The organism is Daejeonella lutea, from assembly GCF_900168015.1.
Taxonomy (GTDB): domain Bacteria; phylum Bacteroidota; class Bacteroidia; order Sphingobacteriales; family Sphingobacteriaceae; genus Daejeonella; species Daejeonella lutea.
Window position 1 is genome coordinate 1,482,419 of record NZ_FUYR01000001.1, and the last position, 15,821, is coordinate 1,498,239.

19 protein-coding genes are annotated in these 15,821 nt (G+C 40.6%); 7 read left to right on the forward strand and 12 right to left on the reverse strand.

Annotation, left to right across the window (positions count from 1 at the left end; all coding sequences use genetic code 11):
- Positions 1-26 precede the first annotated feature (26 nt).
- Positions 27-398 carry a VOC family protein gene (locus B5X60_RS06605; RefSeq protein ID WP_079701808.1) on the forward strand — a complete coding sequence of 124 codons (372 nt, stop codon included), beginning with the start codon at positions 27-29 and terminating at the stop codon, positions 396-398.
- A gap of 47 nt (positions 399-445) precedes the next feature.
- Here the strand turns inward: B5X60_RS06605 and B5X60_RS06610 are convergent, their stop codons facing one another.
- Together B5X60_RS06610 and B5X60_RS06615 are read right to left on the reverse strand one after the other, a co-directional pair.
- Positions 446-1,468, reverse strand: coding sequence for a glycosyltransferase family protein (locus B5X60_RS06610; protein ID WP_079701809.1), 1,023 nt, complete (start codon positions 1,466-1,468; stop codon positions 446-448).
- Between the two features lie 104 nt (positions 1,469-1,572).
- Positions 1,573-1,764, reverse strand: a complete 192-nt coding sequence (locus B5X60_RS06615; protein ID WP_079701810.1) for a Sec-independent protein translocase subunit TatA/TatB — start codon at positions 1,762-1,764, stop codon at positions 1,573-1,575.
- 148 nt (positions 1,765-1,912) lie between these two features.
- On the opposite strand from B5X60_RS06615, the gene B5X60_RS06620 reads away from it, so the two are divergent.
- Both B5X60_RS06620 and ppnP read left to right on the forward strand, forming a co-directional pair.
- A complete protein-coding gene (locus B5X60_RS06620; RefSeq protein WP_079701811.1) occupies positions 1,913-2,614 on the forward strand; it encodes a sensor histidine kinase in 702 nt (233 codons plus the stop codon).
- A gap of 52 nt (positions 2,615-2,666) precedes the next feature.
- Positions 2,667-2,948 (forward strand): pyrimidine/purine nucleoside phosphorylase, encoded by a 282-nt coding sequence (gene ppnP / locus B5X60_RS06625; protein ID WP_079701812.1) that lies wholly within the window; start codon positions 2,667-2,669, stop codon positions 2,946-2,948.
- Between the two features lie 66 nt (positions 2,949-3,014).
- On the opposite strand, the gene B5X60_RS06630 is transcribed toward ppnP, so the two are convergent.
- The 4 genes from B5X60_RS06630 to B5X60_RS06645 form a co-directional block, all read right to left on the reverse strand.
- Positions 3,015-3,323: a hypothetical protein gene (locus B5X60_RS06630; protein WP_079701813.1), complete on the reverse strand. Its 309-nt coding sequence runs from the start codon at positions 3,321-3,323 to the stop codon at positions 3,015-3,017.
- A gap of 115 nt (positions 3,324-3,438) precedes the next feature.
- Complete coding sequence (locus B5X60_RS06635; protein ID WP_079701814.1) at positions 3,439-4,848, reverse strand: exonuclease domain-containing protein; 1,410 nt, start codon at positions 4,846-4,848, stop codon at positions 3,439-3,441.
- Positions 4,849-4,922: 74 nt separating this feature from the next.
- A complete protein-coding gene (locus B5X60_RS06640; RefSeq protein ID WP_079701815.1) occupies positions 4,923-5,132 on the reverse strand; it encodes a DUF3820 family protein in 210 nt (69 codons plus the stop codon).
- Positions 5,113-6,252, reverse strand: a complete 1,140-nt coding sequence (locus B5X60_RS06645; RefSeq protein WP_317043741.1) for an MFS transporter — start codon at positions 6,250-6,252, stop codon at positions 5,113-5,115. Before B5X60_RS06645 ends, B5X60_RS06640 begins: the two co-directional genes overlap by 20 nt.
- A gap of 15 nt (positions 6,253-6,267) precedes the next feature.
- Between B5X60_RS06645 and B5X60_RS06650 the strand changes: the two genes are divergently transcribed.
- Together B5X60_RS06650 and B5X60_RS06655 are read left to right on the forward strand one after the other, a co-directional pair.
- Positions 6,268-7,713, forward strand: coding sequence for a murein hydrolase activator EnvC family protein (locus B5X60_RS06650; protein WP_245803471.1), 1,446 nt, complete (start codon positions 6,268-6,270; stop codon positions 7,711-7,713).
- A 113-nt stretch (positions 7,714-7,826) separates the two neighbouring features.
- Positions 7,827-8,462: a phosphatase PAP2-related protein gene (locus B5X60_RS06655; protein ID WP_079701817.1), complete on the forward strand. Its 636-nt coding sequence runs from the start codon at positions 7,827-7,829 to the stop codon at positions 8,460-8,462.
- A gap of 2 nt (positions 8,463-8,464) precedes the next feature.
- Here the strand turns inward: B5X60_RS06655 and B5X60_RS06660 are convergent, their stop codons facing one another.
- The 3 genes from B5X60_RS06660 to B5X60_RS18240 all read right to left on the reverse strand — a co-directional run bounded on the left by B5X60_RS06660 (position 8,465) and on the right by B5X60_RS18240 (position 12,164).
- Positions 8,465-9,346 carry a Ppx/GppA phosphatase family protein gene (locus B5X60_RS06660; RefSeq protein ID WP_079701818.1) on the reverse strand — a complete coding sequence of 294 codons (882 nt, stop codon included), beginning with the start codon at positions 9,344-9,346 and terminating at the stop codon, positions 8,465-8,467.
- A 4-nt stretch (positions 9,347-9,350) separates the two neighbouring features.
- The gene (ppk1, locus tag B5X60_RS06665) at positions 9,351-11,405 is read right to left on the reverse strand and encodes a polyphosphate kinase 1 (protein WP_079701819.1); all 2,055 of its coding nucleotides are present in this window, start codon (positions 11,403-11,405) and stop codon (positions 9,351-9,353) included.
- Between the two features lie 117 nt (positions 11,406-11,522).
- Positions 11,523-12,164: a hypothetical protein gene (locus B5X60_RS18240; protein ID WP_079701820.1), complete on the reverse strand. Its 642-nt coding sequence runs from the start codon at positions 12,162-12,164 to the stop codon at positions 11,523-11,525.
- Between the two features lie 88 nt (positions 12,165-12,252).
- Here B5X60_RS18240 and B5X60_RS06675 point away from each other — a divergent pair, with 88 nt between their 5' ends.
- Positions 12,253-12,744 (forward strand): YajQ family cyclic di-GMP-binding protein, encoded by a 492-nt coding sequence (locus tag B5X60_RS06675; protein ID WP_079701821.1) that lies wholly within the window; start codon positions 12,253-12,255, stop codon positions 12,742-12,744.
- Between the two features lie 30 nt (positions 12,745-12,774).
- Here the strand turns inward: B5X60_RS06675 and B5X60_RS06680 are convergent, their stop codons facing one another.
- The gene (locus B5X60_RS06680) at positions 12,775-14,085 is read right to left on the reverse strand and encodes a nicotinamide mononucleotide adenylyltransferase (protein ID WP_079701822.1); all 1,311 of its coding nucleotides are present in this window, start codon (positions 14,083-14,085) and stop codon (positions 12,775-12,777) included.
- A gap of 98 nt (positions 14,086-14,183) precedes the next feature.
- Positions 14,184-14,633 (reverse strand): Hsp20/alpha crystallin family protein, encoded by a 450-nt coding sequence (locus tag B5X60_RS06685; protein ID WP_079701823.1) that lies wholly within the window; start codon positions 14,631-14,633, stop codon positions 14,184-14,186.
- A gap of 137 nt (positions 14,634-14,770) precedes the next feature.
- Here B5X60_RS06685 and B5X60_RS06690 point away from each other — a divergent pair, with 137 nt between their 5' ends.
- Positions 14,771-15,220 carry an acyl-CoA thioesterase gene (locus B5X60_RS06690; protein WP_079701824.1) on the forward strand — a complete coding sequence of 150 codons (450 nt, stop codon included), beginning with the start codon at positions 14,771-14,773 and terminating at the stop codon, positions 15,218-15,220.
- On the opposite strand, the gene B5X60_RS06695 is transcribed toward B5X60_RS06690, so the two are convergent.
- Positions 15,189-15,821, reverse strand: coding sequence for an MgtC/SapB family protein (locus tag B5X60_RS06695; protein ID WP_079701825.1), 633 nt, complete (start codon positions 15,819-15,821; stop codon positions 15,189-15,191). The two genes, B5X60_RS06690 and B5X60_RS06695, sit on opposite strands and share 32 nt — an antisense overlap.

Genomic DNA, 15,821 nt, shown 5'->3' on the forward strand with positions numbered 1-15,821 from the left:
ACCTTGTGTTTCACAAAAACAAAGCAATGGAAGAATCAAAACCGGGCCAGATTCTATGGCATGACCTAACCGTAGAAAATGCAGAAGAAGTAAGCGATTTTTATCATGGGGTACTCGGTTGGGAAAAAGAAGGACTTAGCATGGATGACTACGACGACTTCATGATCAAAAGTTCAAAAGATGGCGATGTTGTAGCCGGTGTCTGCCATGCACGCGGAGTTAATAAAGCGCTCCCGCCCCAGTGGCTCATGTACGTGAAGGTGGTTAATCTGGATGAGAGTTTGGCAAAATGCGTTGAACTAGGTGGTAAAGTGCTCGGCGACAAACGCAAAATGGGTGAAGGATATTACAGTCTGATCCAGGATCCGGCAGGTGCCTATATGATGTTGTGTGAGTAAGTTGACATAAGAACCTGGAACAAGACGAGAAGAAATCGTAGGTTGACTTAGCTAATTTTCTTTAGACCTGCTATTTGTTCACTTGGAATATGATTATCAATAATTCGATTGATAATCGAAGCGGTGATATCCGGGTAATTAACATCCACAATTCGATCGTTGGCTAACCAGCTTGCGATTACCATATCATATTTGCTTTTCAAGCTTTTTATTACGGGAACACCCATTTCCTTGAGGGCAGCGGCATTCAATTGTTGCTCGTATTGATTCCTCATCGGGATAACGAGAAGTTTCTTTTTCATGAATAACGCTTCGGCAGGCGTTTCAAAGCCTGCACCGCATAATACTCCCGCGGAGCCAGCCATACTTTTAACGAACTTGTCGTTATGGATTGGCTGAATTGATACGTTCTTGCTTTTGAATGGTTTGCGGTTGTGCTTAGAAAATACGTCCCACTTCACGTTTCTGAACTGATTGAGCTTTAATAACAGCCGCTTATCATCATAAGATGGCAGATAAACAGCGTAGTGTTCACCATTTTCAATCACCTGATCTCTAACTTGCTTACGGATAACGGGTGTATAAATATCATCTCCATAAGGCTTGAAATGAAAACCATATTGAACAGTGTTCGGGGCGTAGTGTTTGAGGATAAATCTGCCCATCATATCCGTAACATCGGGTACCGGAGCTCCTTCAGCCAATACAGCAGCCTGATGGCTCAGTCCAATACATGGAACATTTCGGGTGTAGCATGCCCATGCCGAAATAGGTTCAAAATCGTTGATAACGAGATCATATTTCTCGACAGGTAGTTCCCGGACCTCCTTGATGAGCTTACGGCCATTTGAACGAATCAAGGTATTCCATAAGTCAACACCTCCATTCCTGCCGAAGATAAAGCTTAGCCCACGCAGCTTATACTTAATTGGGAAAGGAAGAGTTAGGTCACTTTGAATTCCACTAACCACTATATCAACTTCACCATGTTGCATAAGACAAGGAACAACGTCCATAGCTCTGCTTAAATGGCCATTGCCCGTTCCCTGAATAGCATATAAGATCTTCATCGATATTCCATGCTAAGTTATAAATATCATCACGTATATAACCATTCAACGAAGAAGATGTTTACAGCAATGAAACTTTATTAACTCAGACGTATATCTGCGGACTAAGAATTATTGCCTGCAGGCTCGCTAACTGGTGCTGGCTTTGCGGTTTCTTCTATTGTACCATCTTTTGCGTTTTTGAATTCATTAATGCCTTTTCCAAGACCTCGCATTAATTCAGGCAATTTCTTACCCCCAAAAAGGAGTAAAACAACTACCCCTATCATAATCAATTCCGGAGCACCTAATCCCATAATTCTTTCTTTTAATTTATTTGTTCATATACGACGAAAAATGAATGCCGGTTTTAGAATGTCGATAGACTTTGGAACTAATATTTAATCTTCGATAAATCCAATACCACGTCATCTGCGTAGGTGCTATTACGTCAACGCTAACACTATGGATATTTTAATTGAAAACAAAAGAGTAAAAGCCGTTCAGCGGTACATAAAATTTAGCGAAGAAAGGCAAAAAGATCTGCAGGAAATTGTAATGCTTGCGTCGGTCATTTGCAATACTCCTATTGCGCTAATCACTCTAATGGATTATGATATTCAGTTAATCAAAGCTGCAATCGGTACCCAGCAAAAAATAATGCCCAGAAGTACATCCTTTTGCACTCATGCGATTGAGAGGGAGGAAGTAATGGTTGTTCAAGATGCGAGCAAAGACGAGCGATTTGCTCATGCACCTGTTGTTGCAAATGATCCGCATATTCGGTTTTATGCAAGTGCTAATCTGAAGTCGCACGATGGATATAACGTTGGGACATTATGCGTATACGATACACAGCCCAAGGATCTTAGTCAGCAGCAGCTGGATTGCCTGGCCGCACTGGCTAACCAGGTAAGCCATATTATGGAACTCGATCGTAGCTTAAGGCAATTAAAGAAACAGAATAATGTGCTGAGAGAAGTCGCCAGAATTGAATCGCATGAGCTCAGACAACCGGTAGCGTCCATAATGGGTCTGATGATCTTACTAAAAGAAAACTCAATTAAGGAGGAACCTGAATACCTAGAGCTGCTTGACAAATCTGTAAATCAATTGGATGAACGGATCAGGCGAATTGTACGGCATGTAAATAATTACCCCGAATAAGGCTTCCCGTTTACCTAAGAATATTTCTATTTTTACGACCTAAACAATAGAAATGATCACAGTTAATGAATATTTTGAAGGGAATGTGAAGTCCCTTGCTTACCAATCCGCTGATGGAAAATCAACAATTGGAATAATTGAAAAGGGAGTATATCAGTTCGGGACGACCAAGCACGAAACTATGAGGGTGATTGAGGGATCGCTGAAAGCACGTTTACCAGGAGAGATCGACTGGAAATTAATTAATGCCGGAGAGTCGTTCGAGATAGATGCGGACTGCACATTTGATGTTCAGGCTGATGCCCAGGTATCCTACTTATGTAAATACAAATAGCTGAAGTAGTTTTGAGGAATAAAAAAGGCCGCCTTTTCGGGCGGCCTTTTTATTGTTTTGAATATCTTAAAGAATAAGAATCAAAATTAAAAGAATGATAATGATTGCTCCTACTGAAAGATAAACACCACCGCTCATTGCTTTTGCTTCTTTCTTCATTTCAAGAACTTCGTTACGAAGTGCTTTACGTTCTGCACGGCTCAATTCTGATTTGTCCATGCTCCTGATTTCTTCTGCCCTTTTGCTGATTTCAGCTAAACGTACTTTTTGAGTTTCAGTCATATCTGGTTTAGATTTAGCATCTTTAGCCATAACTGCAGGGGCAGAAAACATTAACATTAATGCTGTTGCCAGGAAGTAAATTTTCTTTTTCATTTCGATTGTTTTAGGGGTTTTTTGATTAAACAGTAAGTACTATAAAATGTTTAGGAATTATTTAACTGTATGATACAAATATTGTTCCACAGACTTAATTTAATCAAAAAGCAAGTTAATTTCCGTTGGTTCGGGGTTGGATTTCGTAGGTCTGACTATCAAAGTAAATTAGTTTTTGAGGATGCTTAAGCGCATGATTTTGAATCATGTTCCTGATATAGTCAGTTGAAGGATGTATAGTTAACTGGTCTTTAAGGCTCGATATATTATCAATGTGCTGATCTTCCGGAATGAATCCCATTCCATAAAAAATACCCTTTTCCATCAATATACAGCTTTTTTCGGAAAGAGTTCTCCCTTTATCTACGATAGCGAAACTCGGCAGCACGCTATTAAGATGATCGATCGACCCAAGAACCCGTGAATTATAGTCCTCTTTTATTTCATGTTGTTCGCATGCACCAAAACAAGAATGATCGTGCATTCCTAAACACTGGTCATTATTGCGCTGAATAAAACACAATTTGGGACACAGGTTAAATTCTTTAACCAATTGCTTAATTAAAGCATAACCTTCAAAGATTGAATTGAAGGTGTATACCGGTTGCGAAAATTTTCGTCTCTTATCGACTGCCAGCCTGAGGTAGCCATTTTGATCTTCAAATACGTAAAGCCCAAAGGCATGCTCAAAACGTTTAAGCGCCCGGTTGTGTGCTGGCCAAAGACGCTTGATCTCCACTGCCTCCAGAATAAATGCCATCAATTCTGTCGCACATTCGGCAAATGTAATATGGTGGATGTCTCGAAGAAAATCCTGTTTCTGACGACCGGGTTTGTTGTTGGCAAAATGGCTGTTAACTCTTTTACGGATGTCTATCGCCTTACCCACATAAACCACCTTCGCTTTACTGTTGTGAAAATAGTATATCCCGGGAACTGATGGCAGCTTATCGATGTCGTCCTTAGGCAAATGCGGAGGTAGTGACTGCTCCTTAGAACGCTGGTTAAGGGCTTTTTGAATATGCCCTTCGGTATCTCTTTCGAGAAGCATTGTGAAAAGACATGCTGTCGCCGATGCATCGCCCATTGCGCGGTGGCGATCAATTAGATCAATGCCTACCTGTTTGCAGAGCTTTCCGAGGCTGTATGAACTAAACCCCGGCATAATCTTACGACTTAATCTTACGGTACAAACCTTCTTCGTTTGCAGAACATACCCTGCAGCCGCCAGGTGATAGCGAAGAAATGAAAAGTCAAAGTTTACATTGTGGGCAACGAAGACTTTATCCTGGAGCAAAGAATAGATTTCATTCGCAACTTGATTAAAAGTGGGAGCTCGACTTACCATTTCCTCGTCTATTCCGGTCAGCGCCTGAATATAAACCGGAATCGGCATCAACGGATTAATGAGTGTACTGTACTTTCTGATTATTTCTTTTCCATCGTGGATTAAAATAGCCACCTCAGTAATACCATTTGCGCTGGCATGACCTCCGGTAGTTTCAATATCGACAATGGCGTACATATTTGATTTTTAGATGAGATCTCAAATATAAGGCAAAGGATTTAAAACTAATAATTTTAGCAGGAATGTTATTTCTACTTTTTGAGAGGTTTGAGGAGGTATTCAAGTCCGTTCAGCCTAATCTCATACATGGTAGACAAGAGAACACCGATTTTACCATCCGGAAATCCATTATTCTCATACCAGACAAGGTAATACTCAGGAATATCGCATATAAGCCTCCCCTTGTATTTGCCATAGGGCATGTAGACGCTGACCAGGTCTTTAAGTATTTGGGGATTCATTGAACTTTGCTTTGCGCTTAAATATAAACTGTAGGTAAATGAACGCAAAAAAAGTTAATACTGCTACAATGTAAAACGTTGGGGGGATCATCTTCACATCGCTGATATACAAGGCCCCGGCGAAGAACGCCCCCAATCCAATGCCTGCTTCAAGTGCGATATACATCGTAGCGACAGCCTTTCCCCGATGGTCCGGGTGACTCATATCGATAATAAAAGCGGTAAGTGCTGGCGATAGCATGCCCGTTGCGATTCCATAAAGTCCGGCAGCACACATAAGAAAAAGTGGCGAATTTGCACTCCCTATCAGTACCAGAGCAACAACAAGCAATAAGAGTGAAAACTTAATTATGCTGACCCTTCCAAGGCGATCAGACATCTTCCCTGATGCAAATCTAATTATAAGCGAAGACACCGTGAAGACCATATAAAACAACCCTTTATTAGCCACTCCCAAATGTGTTCCCCAATCTGAAACGACTGTGAGGATTGCCCCATAACTGAGATACGATAAAAATGTTATAAATGCGCCACCTATCACCCTCTTCTCAATGATCTCCCTACTATTTATTTTAAGGAGAGATAGCTTAAACCGTTCTTTTTTTACCAAAGTTTCTTTCATGTTCATCAGAATTACGATAGAAAGCAAGGCGAATAAAGAAGAACAATAAAATAGTGCATTAATCGAGAATCTTCCTGACAGCTCGCTTCCTATGGCCGGACCGATAGCCAGACCCGTGCTGAAGCATAATCCATGAATCCCCATTGCTTCGCCCCATCTGTTGCCGGGAACAATGTCGGCGACGTAGGCCGCCGTAGCAGTTGGTTTGAATCCTGTTGAGAAACCATGAAACAACCTGAGCCACAGAAATCCGGCGATGGAGGTTAGGAGCGGATACAACAAGCCGCAAATAACACACACTAGGGACCCAACGGCCATAACCGGTACACGCCCGATCTTATCTGTTAATTTACCACTGAAAGGCCTGGATATTCCAGCAGTTAAGGTAAATAGAGCAATTATATAGCCCTTATATTCTGCACCGCCAAGGCTTGCAAGATAGGCAGGAAGCTCAGGAATAAGCATGTTAAAGCTTGCCGAAAAAAGAAAAGAGCTCATACACAACAACCCAAATTGGAGATTGTAGATAGGATGGCGTTGATAGGGCATGAGGGAGCTGCGGTGTGCAGCAAAAGTAGAAAAAAGATTAAAAACATGGCCGCGTATTCATCTATTGTTGATAGTTTTGCCGCGCACAACAACACTATGCCGCTACTTAGGTTTATAACATTTCTTTTGCTCATTCTATCGGTTCAAACATCGTACGGCCAGAGCAGTGCTGAACTCAAGAAAAGAAAGGATGCGATAAACCGGGAAATCGAATCGCTGAAAAAGACCCGCAGTAAAATCGACAAGAATAAAAAGCTATCACTATCTCAGATCACCTTATTAAACGCACAAATTAAGCTACGAGAGGAAAAAATCGGAACGATTAATTCCGAAATTAAAATGCTTGATAATAAGATCTCAACTAATACTTCCGAGGTGAAAGCCTTACAATCAGACCTGAGCAGGCTCAAAAAAGAGTACGCGAAGATGATCCTTTTTGCTTTCCGGAACCAGGGTGCCTATAATAAAATGATGTTTGTCTTCGCTGCGAAAGACTTCAATCAAGCGTATATGCGATTGAAGTATATCCAGCAAGTCGGAAAATTCAGAAAATCTCAGGCGAAATATATAGAAACTACACAAGTTACTCTTAAGAAGCAGATCTCTATACTAGATGAAAATAAGAGGCAGAAAAGCGACCTTTTAAGCGATCAGCTGAATGAAAAACAGACTCTGGGCAAAGACAAAAATGAGCAGTCCAAAATTCTCAATAACCTAACTAAGCAAGAAAAAACATTACAGGCGCAACTTGCAAAAAAACAAAAAGAAGCTTCCAGTCTTAATAATGCCATTCAGGCGGCTATTCGAAAAGAAATTCTTGCTGCACAACGTCGGGCAGCTGAGAAAGCACGTTTGGCTGAGCAGGCCCGCCAGGCGAAACTGGCAGCTGCCGCTAAAGCAAAGGCTACTACAACTGCGAAAACTCCGACACCCGCAGCGGCCACCAAACCTGCCGTAAAACCGGCAAGTGGTTCATCAGTACTGGCCTCGAGCCCTGAGGACGCAAAGTTATCATCCAGCTTTATGGGGAATAGGGGTAGATTACAAAAACCCGCGCAGGGAATTGTGACACAAGGTTTTGGTCAGTATAAATATAAATCGAATGTAACGCTATTCAACCCTGGCATAAATATAAAAACCGCAGCAGGTGCTACAGTTTATGCAATTTTCGAAGGTCAGGTAAGTCAGGTTTTTATGGTACTGAATAATTACGCAGTTATGGTGAGGCATGGCGAATATTTCACCATCTATTCGAAGCTGAGAAGCGTAAGCGTGTCGGCGGGCCAAAAGGTGAGCACGAGACAAGCAATTGGTACAGTTGCCAATGATCCTTCCGATGGAATTAGTGAAATGCAATTTCAGATATGGAAAGGCACCAAGCCTGTGGACCCATCGGGATGGGTTCGATGAAAAACCCGTAGCCTCGTCTTTAACGCTCTTTCCTGTTAATTTATCGTAACTTTTAAATTAATTTAAAGTCTATGTATAAAAATGTATTTTTGCAGGATTTTTAACAAACGAGGATGCCGATACAAGAACAAACAGCCGTTGTAAGTTTATGGAAAAACAACTGGCAATCTACTGACTACAGAAGAAAATTAATCTCTGGGCTAATTATCATTTCTTTAATTCTTATCACCTTGCCTTTTTTTTACCAGGCTATTGAGCAAAGGAATGGGATTAAATTCAACGATTATTTACTTCAGTGGCTTCCGGCCTATGATTTATCATTGTTCATATTTGTGACCATCTGGTCGATGGCCTTGTTAACCTTCCACCGTTTCAAACAAGACCCGCAAATATTTCTTACCTTTTTATGGGGATTCATTCTGATAAACTTATCAAGGTTTGTTTCCATTGGCTTGGTGCCTCTCAATGCACCAGATAGTCTTGTCGCTATTCACGACCCGATAAGCAATTACTTTTACGGACCTAAATTTATCACCAAGGACCTATTCTTCTCAGGTCATACCGCTGCCATGTTCCTGATGTTCTTATGCCTTAAAAAGAGGTCTGATAAGATTCTCACTTTTATTGCGACCATCGTTATAGGCATTGCAGTACTCATACAGCACGTTCACTATACGATGGACGTATTTATGGCTCCAATAATTACCTATTTTTTGTGGGTTGCTGCTAAGAAAATTGTCGAGGCCTGAATTCAGGATTTAAAATTTTTCTCAATAAGTAACTGAATTACCCCATCTACCAGCCCGACACGCGGCACGTAGATCTGCTTTACCCCTGCCCATTTCATAACAGTAAGGTATATTTCAGCAGCAGGAATAATTACATCAGCCCGATCGGAATTAAGGCCTAAAACATTGATCCGATCCTTAAGGGAATATGAATTTAGGTAGTTGTACAAGGACTGAAGTTTTGCATAGGTGATTGGATCGTTATCCTTACCATCTGCCATTCTGAATAACTTGTTTATATTCCCTCCTGTACCAATTCCTGAAAGATTTTTATACTGGTGAACGTTACTTCTAACCCACTCTTTCATTTCCGCCCAGGTTTCGGCTTTATCCTGGTTGTCAAGTATACGGATGCCGCCAAGATCAAATGAGCGAGAAACAATGAGTTCGCCCTCGCTGAATACCGAAAGTTCCGTGCTTCCTCCACCCACATCGATATAGAGATAATTTTTCTTACGCTCGAGACTTTGCTCTATATGGCTGGCATATATAATATTCGCTTCGCGCTGCCCTTCAACAATTTCCAGGTCAATTGATGCATCCTTCTTAATCTGGCGCACGATACGCTGGCCATTCCCGGCTTCTCTCATCGCTGAGGTTGCACAAGCCATATAGTCTGTCACCTTATAGACATCCATCAGATTCCGAAAGGCGATCATGGTTTTAATAAGCTCCTCTGTTTTCTTATCGGAAATATTTTTGTCCAGAAACGCATCATCACCAAGACGAAGAGGTACCCGTATTAATGTGTTTTTTTTAAAGGAAACCTCTTTACCATTTTCTATAATATCCGCAATAAGCAGTCTTACAGCATTTGAACCAATATCTATAGCAGCGTATCTCAATGGCTTATTTCTTATATTTAAGGTATGTATATGTATCGATCTGAGCCCGATTTTCAGTTTTGAGCTTGTTTTTCTTGTAACGGTTATTATTTAATTGGTTTATTTCCCGGGCTTTTGAATTATCCTTTAGCTGGATGTCGATAATATCCCGAATCTCCGATTTAACTGCCGGATCCAAAATGGGAAATCCAACCTCGACACGATGATCCAGATTTCTGGCCATCAGATCGGCCGAAGATAGGAAAACCTTTTCATCCCCTTTGTTACCAAAGATCCATACTCGGGCATGCTCCAGAAAACGATCGACTATACTTATAGCTTCAATGTTCTCGCTATAACCTTGAACCCCCGGCACAAGGCAACACATTCCACGAATTATGAGATTAATTTTAACCCCGGCATTGTTCGCATCATATAATTTTGAAACCATATCCTCATCGGTAAGGCTATTCATTTTTAATATGATGTAGGCGGGGGTGCCAGACTTAGCTATCTTAATCTCGGCATCGATCAGGTCATAAATCTTTTGCCGGCTTTCAAGCGGCGATACAATCAGATTCTGAAAACCCCTGTAGAAGACCTTTTTTTGTAGGCCGTCAAATAATTTGACCAATTCTTTAGTAATTAATGGATTTGAAGTAAACAGGCTGTGGTCGCAATAGAGTGATGCCGTTTTTTCATTGAAATTACCAGTTGCAAGGTTTGCATAATAAACCATTTTGCCCTTTTCCATTCTGCCTACGAGGCAGATTTTCGAGTGCACTTTATAATCTAGCATCCCATAATTAACCTCTATACCTTCGTCTTCCAGCCTGTTAGTCCAGTAAATATTTGCCTGCTCGTCAAACCGTGCTTTCAATTCCAGCAAACAGTTTACCTTTTTACCATTCTTGGCAGCGTTTATTAGGGCGTGGATAACCCGCGAATTCTCGGCAAGACGGTAAAGTGTGATATTTATTTCCTTAACCTTCGGGTCAATGGCTGCTTCTCTTAAAAAATGGATTATATAGTCGAAGGACTGGTAAGGTAAATTGATCAGGAAATCACGCTTTGCGATCTGTGCGAAAAGGCTGGTGACGCTCGATAAGTTACTAACGGGTAACGGTGCGATCTTCGGAAATTCCAGTTCAGGTCCGCGAACATTCGGGAAACTGATAAAGTCTTTGAAATTGTGATACCGGTTCCCTGGGATCAGGCCGTCGGCTGATAAATCGAGCTCAGCGACCAAATGCGTTAACATGTCCAAAGGCATGTCTGTATCGTATAGCAAACGCATCGGCTTACCCTTACCCCGCTTTTGGAGACTCTTTGACAGAGCATCTATAAATTTTTCACTTACATGCCGGTCCAGATCTAATTCTGCGTCTCGTGTGAGCTGAATGGAATACGCCTCAATACTATCATAGTCAAAAATGAAAAATATATCGTCAAGGCAATACCTGACAATGTCATCGATCAGCGTAATAAATTTAAGGTTGTTTGTCTCCGGTAAAACGATAAACCTGTTCGAACCGTCAGTCGGAATCTCTATTAGGGCAAATTTATGCTTCTCTTTGTTTTTATTTTTCGTCATTTTAACGAAGAAATAAATTGCCCGGTCTTTCAGCTGCGGAAAGGGTGCGTCTTTATCAATCATAACCGGCACCAGGGTGGACAACACCTTATTTCGGAAGTATTCCCGTACAAATTGCCCCCTGGAAACGTTCATTTGCTTTTCGTTGATAATGAATATCTTCTGACGTTCAAGCTCTTTTACAATATCATCCTCATAAAGATGATTGAACTTTCTTTCCTGGCGAACCACAATCGTCTTAATCTGATTCAGTGTTTTGCGGGGATTGTAGCCGAAAATTTCCTTTGACTTTGTATTTAAATTCGAAAGCCTGCTTAATGTCGCCACCCTTACGCGATAAAATTCATCGAGGTTTGAAGAAAATATAGCAAGAAAACGAATTCGCTCAACAAGCGGAACTGTCTTATCCGCGGCCTCCTGCAACACACGGTCGTTAAATGACAACCAGCTAATCTCACGATTGATAAGCGGAATATTCTTAGGCATTTTGTATAAATAAACAGTCCCGAACCTTAGGGACGGGACTGTGAAAATCTTAATTATATATTAATTTAATGTTAAAAGCACATCAAGTCTCTTGCAATTAAACAATTAGTTTACACATTAGTTTTTGGCAACCCTAACTGAAGTGTTTTTAGAGGCAGGAGCTTTCGCCGCCGCTGGAGTTACTGCTTTACTAGTTGCTGGCTTCTTTGCCGCTGGTTTTGCTGCCACCGGCTTTTTAGTCACCGATGTTGACTTCGCAGGTGCTGGTCTAACCGATGCTGTACTCGCTTTTGCAGGAGCCTTTAGGGTACTTGCAGTTTTAGATTTTTGTGTTGCAGCTTTTGCCTGATTAGTTTTTGGCGAACTTACAGAGCTTGCAGGCTTAGCAACAGTACTCTTTCCCTTAGCTGCTGCAGTGGTTGCCTTTGCTACCACCTTCTCTGCCTTCACGACAGCTGACGTCACTGCTCTTTTAGGTGAAGTAATCTGCTTTTTTGGTTTCTTTGCCTTGGCTTTCTTACTACTTTCCAGTTTTTCTTCAACCGCTATTTTAACTTCTTGATATTTCTCTGAAAGCTTTTTTGCAACCACCCTACTCGCCTTTTTTATTTCTTTAGACAGCTTTTCGGCATCGTGGCCAAGTCCCTTTAATGCTTCCAGGAACTTATCAGATATCGAAGTTTCTAATTGCTTTTTAACAGCCCGTTTAGAAACTTTTTTTACAGCTTTCTTAGATGTTTTTGCTTTATTTGCTTTCATGATTTAAGGATTCTATTTAAAGACTTAACTTAAAGGTGTCAAGTTAAATATATTAACAAAAGTTTTATTAACCAATAGAATAATAATTATGCCAACATTTGATATCGTTAGTAAAATTGATGGGCAAACCCTCGATAACGCAATAAACACAGCAAAAAAAGAGATACTCAACCGGTATGATTTTAACGATTCGAAAAGTAGTGTCGAACTGGATAAAAAAACTAACGAAATAACAGTCATTACGGAAAATGATATGCGATTGAAGGCTATTCAGGATGCAATAATATCGAGAATGGTGAAGCACAACCTTGATCCGGGAAGTATGGATCTTGGAAAAGACGAATATGCCTCGGGAAATATGCTTCGCAAAGAGATCAAGATCAGAGAAGGGATAGACAAAGAGACTGCTAAGAAGATTGTGAAAAGTATTAAGGACAGTGGGTTAAAAGTCCAGGCCTCCATCATGGACGACCAGGTGCGGGTACAGGGGAAGAAGATCGACGATCTGCAGGCCGTTATTGCACTCTGCAGGAAGGAAGATTTTGGCCAGCCTTTACAGTATATTAATATGAGGAATTAGGGATCGTTATAGGTAATCACCACTTAGTTCCTAGACTGTCTTAACGTCTTTTGTATCATAGTCATCTATATCAGTAATGTACCCGTTCTGAACGAGGAACTCAAACAGGTGTTTGGCTTCTTTTGAAACGGGCATATTTTTAGTGGTTATGATCTGATTGTTGGTTTTATCGAGATAAGGGTAAGCGTATAATTTCGCTTTTTTACTGAAGAGGTCACTTATGTATGCGAGCAACTCATCGGTATAATTATCGTTATAATTTTCTGAGTTAAAAATATTCCTCAAGTTGGCAATGTTTGTCGAAATGCCTACACTTTTGGGATTACATCTGGAAAGATACTGAGCAAGTTTATGATTACGTGCAAAATCAGACACAATCACATGATTTCCGGTAGCGCATAATTCCTCTGCTCGTTTTGCAAATTTCTCAAGTTCGTCGCTGCCAATTTCCGCAGTGTCATCTAAGAAATTTGTCATAAGAATCTCAATGAGCACAACGATGTTTTTATCGTCAACTTTCTGGGATCTTTTAAACTGTTCAACCGCGCGGTTGAAAAGGTCGAAATTAGGAGTAGACTTCTGGCCGAACTTCGTGCGAAGGATCATTACATCCTTTTTGTAAAGGACGTCTTTGGATTGTCTTGCTTCGCCATTAGGGTCGAAGATGGCTGCGCCGGAAAAGCCTTTGGCAATCAGGTATAAATTGACCAGCCTATCATTTGCGTTTTTAAATTTCGGGCCATTGATACTAATCAGGTCAATCTCCACAGAGCCGACTGAGAGGTTGTCTACAAGCGATTCAATCATCGTTTGCAGGTCATCGTTATAAAAGTAGGCGGCATATACAAGATTCACACCAAGTACTCCAAGAACGTTCTGTTGCAGGTTTGAATCGCTGTCAAGTAGTCTAACGTGAAACACGATTTCATGAGGCTCACCTCCGGGCGTCAGTTGAAAGCGTATTCCAAGCCATCCGTGAGGATCATTTGTTTTATTGAAATTTAACGTAGTTACTGTATCTGCGAAAGCGAAAAAAGTTTTATTTTCATACTGAGGTCCATGCAAGCGCTCAGATAGTAACCCGAATTCATGACGAATCATTTTATCAAGCCTGGATTCTGAAACGTACCTTCCAGATTCTTCAGAGCCGTATATTGAGTTACTAAAAACCATGTCGTATGCCGACATTGTTTTCGCAATTGTACCTGACGCTGCTCCAGCCGTAAAGAAATTTCTAGCAACTTCCTGCCCTGCTCCAATTTCGGCAAACGTTCCGTAAATGGCCTCGTCGAGGTTTATTTTGAGTGCTTTCCTTTTATTTTCTAAAATTTCTCTCGGCATGGCGCAAATCTACAATTTTTGATTTGACAGGATAAATAAAAAAGAAAAGGCGGCCTGAAAACAGACCGCCTATCTAATCAACAAACCTAAACCTAAACTTATTTAACTGAAATTTCTCTTGCCTGAATTTTAGCTTCTTCCTTTTTGGCAATTGTTACAAATAAAACACCGTCCGTATATTCGGCCTGAATATTGGCTTGATCAGCCGCCTCTGGAAGAGTAAATGTTCTGGTGAATGAATTGTAGTTAAACTCTTTCCTATTATATTTTCTTATCACCGCTTCTTCAGTAGTTTCTACCTTTTTATCAGTAGATATCGTCAACTGATCCTTTTCAACGTTAATTTTGAAATCATCTTTTTTCAGGCCTGGTGTAGCAAGTTCAATTTGAAACTCATTATCCGTTTCCCCTATGTTAACTGCAGGAACACGGGAAATTAAACTTTTAGACAGATAGGGTTCAGGATTGAACAGTGATCCAAAAATATCTGAATAAGGTGTTTTTAAAGCGTTATTTTTTTGTCCGTTTGTGAATTTTACTAAAGTCATTTTTATATCCTCCAAATTGTTAGTAATTATTTTCGAGATGGGAGAACAATAGATATACCATCGTGTTATCACTAAAGAATACGAGGGTATTTGATGCCAAATTGGCATTATTTAAAAAATATATACGACAGAACGGCATGTGCACTATAGACGGCTACAATTATAAGACATCAATTCCAATTCGATTTGCTGATATTGACGCATTCGGCCATGTGAATAATGCAACCTATTTAACTTATTTTGAGATTGCACGTTCTATTTATTGGAAAGAAATTATTCGGTGGGACTGGAAACAGGTTGGAATTATCGTCAGAAAATCTGAAATAGAATATTTAAAACCAATAACACTTCATGATGAGATCTATGCTTACGTCAGAACTTCACGAATTGGTAATAGTAGTTTCGACGTTGAATATATCCTTGTGAAAAAGGTAAATGGGAAAGAGGAGATTTGCACAACTGGCTTAACCAGTTGCGTTACTTATGATTACAATCAAAGTAAAACAGTCGCTATTCCTGCATACCAGAGAAATAAAATGAAGGAATTCGAGGCGATTAATGTTCTATCCCCAGAATTTCAGGCTTAGAAACGAGTCTTTCAGTAAGGGCGTGGAAGTGCCTTTTATTTCCCCTGACTTCGAAATTAACCATCAAACGATTATGAGATTTAGATAAGTGGCCAACAGTTGCATTGAGCTTCTCTTCCTCAACCAAGTCTTTGATCCAATCTATATTTTCTAGTTTATCATCCACAAAAGTGATACGATAGGTCCGTTTGTGGTTTACAAAATCGATCAAAGCCTCCAATTTGGCAAAACCGCCGAGCACCACCAGAACTATAAACGAAAGAAGAAATCCCATTTTGTATTCTTCTACACCGATAACCATTCCAATGGCCGCAGAAATCCAAATAACTGCCGCCGTTGTTAATCCCTTGACATTAAAGTTCTCTTTGAAAATAACACCTGCTCCGATGAAACCAATTCCGGTAATAATATTCGCAGCCACGCGATCATCACTCCCCCCAATACGTTGAGAAATCATAGTGAAGATTGTCGAACCCAGACAGATTAAAACTATTGTTCGTAATCCAGCAGACTTGTTCTGGTACTCGCGCTCAACACCTAGTAGGGCACCGCATAGAACGGAAGCAAGCATTGTGGTTAGATCGTTCGAATGTACTTCCAT

Coding starts and splice junctions, on each gene's coding strand:
- B5X60_RS06605 (WP_079701808.1), top strand. CDS start 27: ATGGAAGAATCAAAACCGGGCCAGATTCTATGGCATGACCTAACCGTA.
- B5X60_RS06610 (WP_079701809.1), bottom strand. CDS start 1,468: ATGAAGATCTTATATGCTATTCAGGGAACGGGCAATGGCCATTTAAGC.
- B5X60_RS06615 (WP_079701810.1), bottom strand. CDS start 1,764: ATGGGATTAGGTGCTCCGGAATTGATTATGATAGGGGTAGTTGTTTTA.
- B5X60_RS06620 (WP_079701811.1), top strand. CDS start 1,913: ATGGATATTTTAATTGAAAACAAAAGAGTAAAAGCCGTTCAGCGGTAC.
- ppnP (WP_079701812.1), top strand. CDS start 2,667: ATGATCACAGTTAATGAATATTTTGAAGGGAATGTGAAGTCCCTTGCT.
- B5X60_RS06630 (WP_079701813.1), bottom strand. CDS start 3,323: ATGAAAAAGAAAATTTACTTCCTGGCAACAGCATTAATGTTAATGTTT.
- B5X60_RS06635 (WP_079701814.1), bottom strand. CDS start 4,848: ATGTACGCCATTGTCGATATTGAAACTACCGGAGGTCATGCCAGCGCA.
- B5X60_RS06640 (WP_079701815.1), bottom strand. CDS start 5,132: ATGAATCCCCAAATACTTAAAGACCTGGTCAGCGTCTACATGCCCTAT.
- B5X60_RS06645 (WP_317043741.1), bottom strand. CDS start 6,252: ATGAGCTCTTTTCTTTTTTCGGCAAGCTTTAACATGCTTATTCCTGAG.
- B5X60_RS06655 (WP_079701817.1), top strand. CDS start 7,827: ATGCCGATACAAGAACAAACAGCCGTTGTAAGTTTATGGAAAAACAAC.
- ppk1 (WP_079701819.1), bottom strand. CDS start 11,405: ATGCCTAAGAATATTCCGCTTATCAATCGTGAGATTAGCTGGTTGTCA.
- B5X60_RS18240 (WP_079701820.1), bottom strand. CDS start 12,164: ATGAAAGCAAATAAAGCAAAAACATCTAAGAAAGCTGTAAAAAAAGTT.
- B5X60_RS06675 (WP_079701821.1), top strand. CDS start 12,253: ATGCCAACATTTGATATCGTTAGTAAAATTGATGGGCAAACCCTCGAT.
- B5X60_RS06680 (WP_079701822.1), bottom strand. CDS start 14,085: ATGCCGAGAGAAATTTTAGAAAATAAAAGGAAAGCACTCAAAATAAAC.
- B5X60_RS06685 (WP_079701823.1), bottom strand. CDS start 14,633: ATGACTTTAGTAAAATTCACAAACGGACAAAAAAATAACGCTTTAAAA.
- B5X60_RS06690 (WP_079701824.1), top strand. CDS start 14,771: ATGTGCACTATAGACGGCTACAATTATAAGACATCAATTCCAATTCGA.
- B5X60_RS06695 (WP_079701825.1), bottom strand. CDS start 15,821: ATGGAAGTACATTCGAACGATCTAACCACAATGCTTGCTTCCGTTCTA.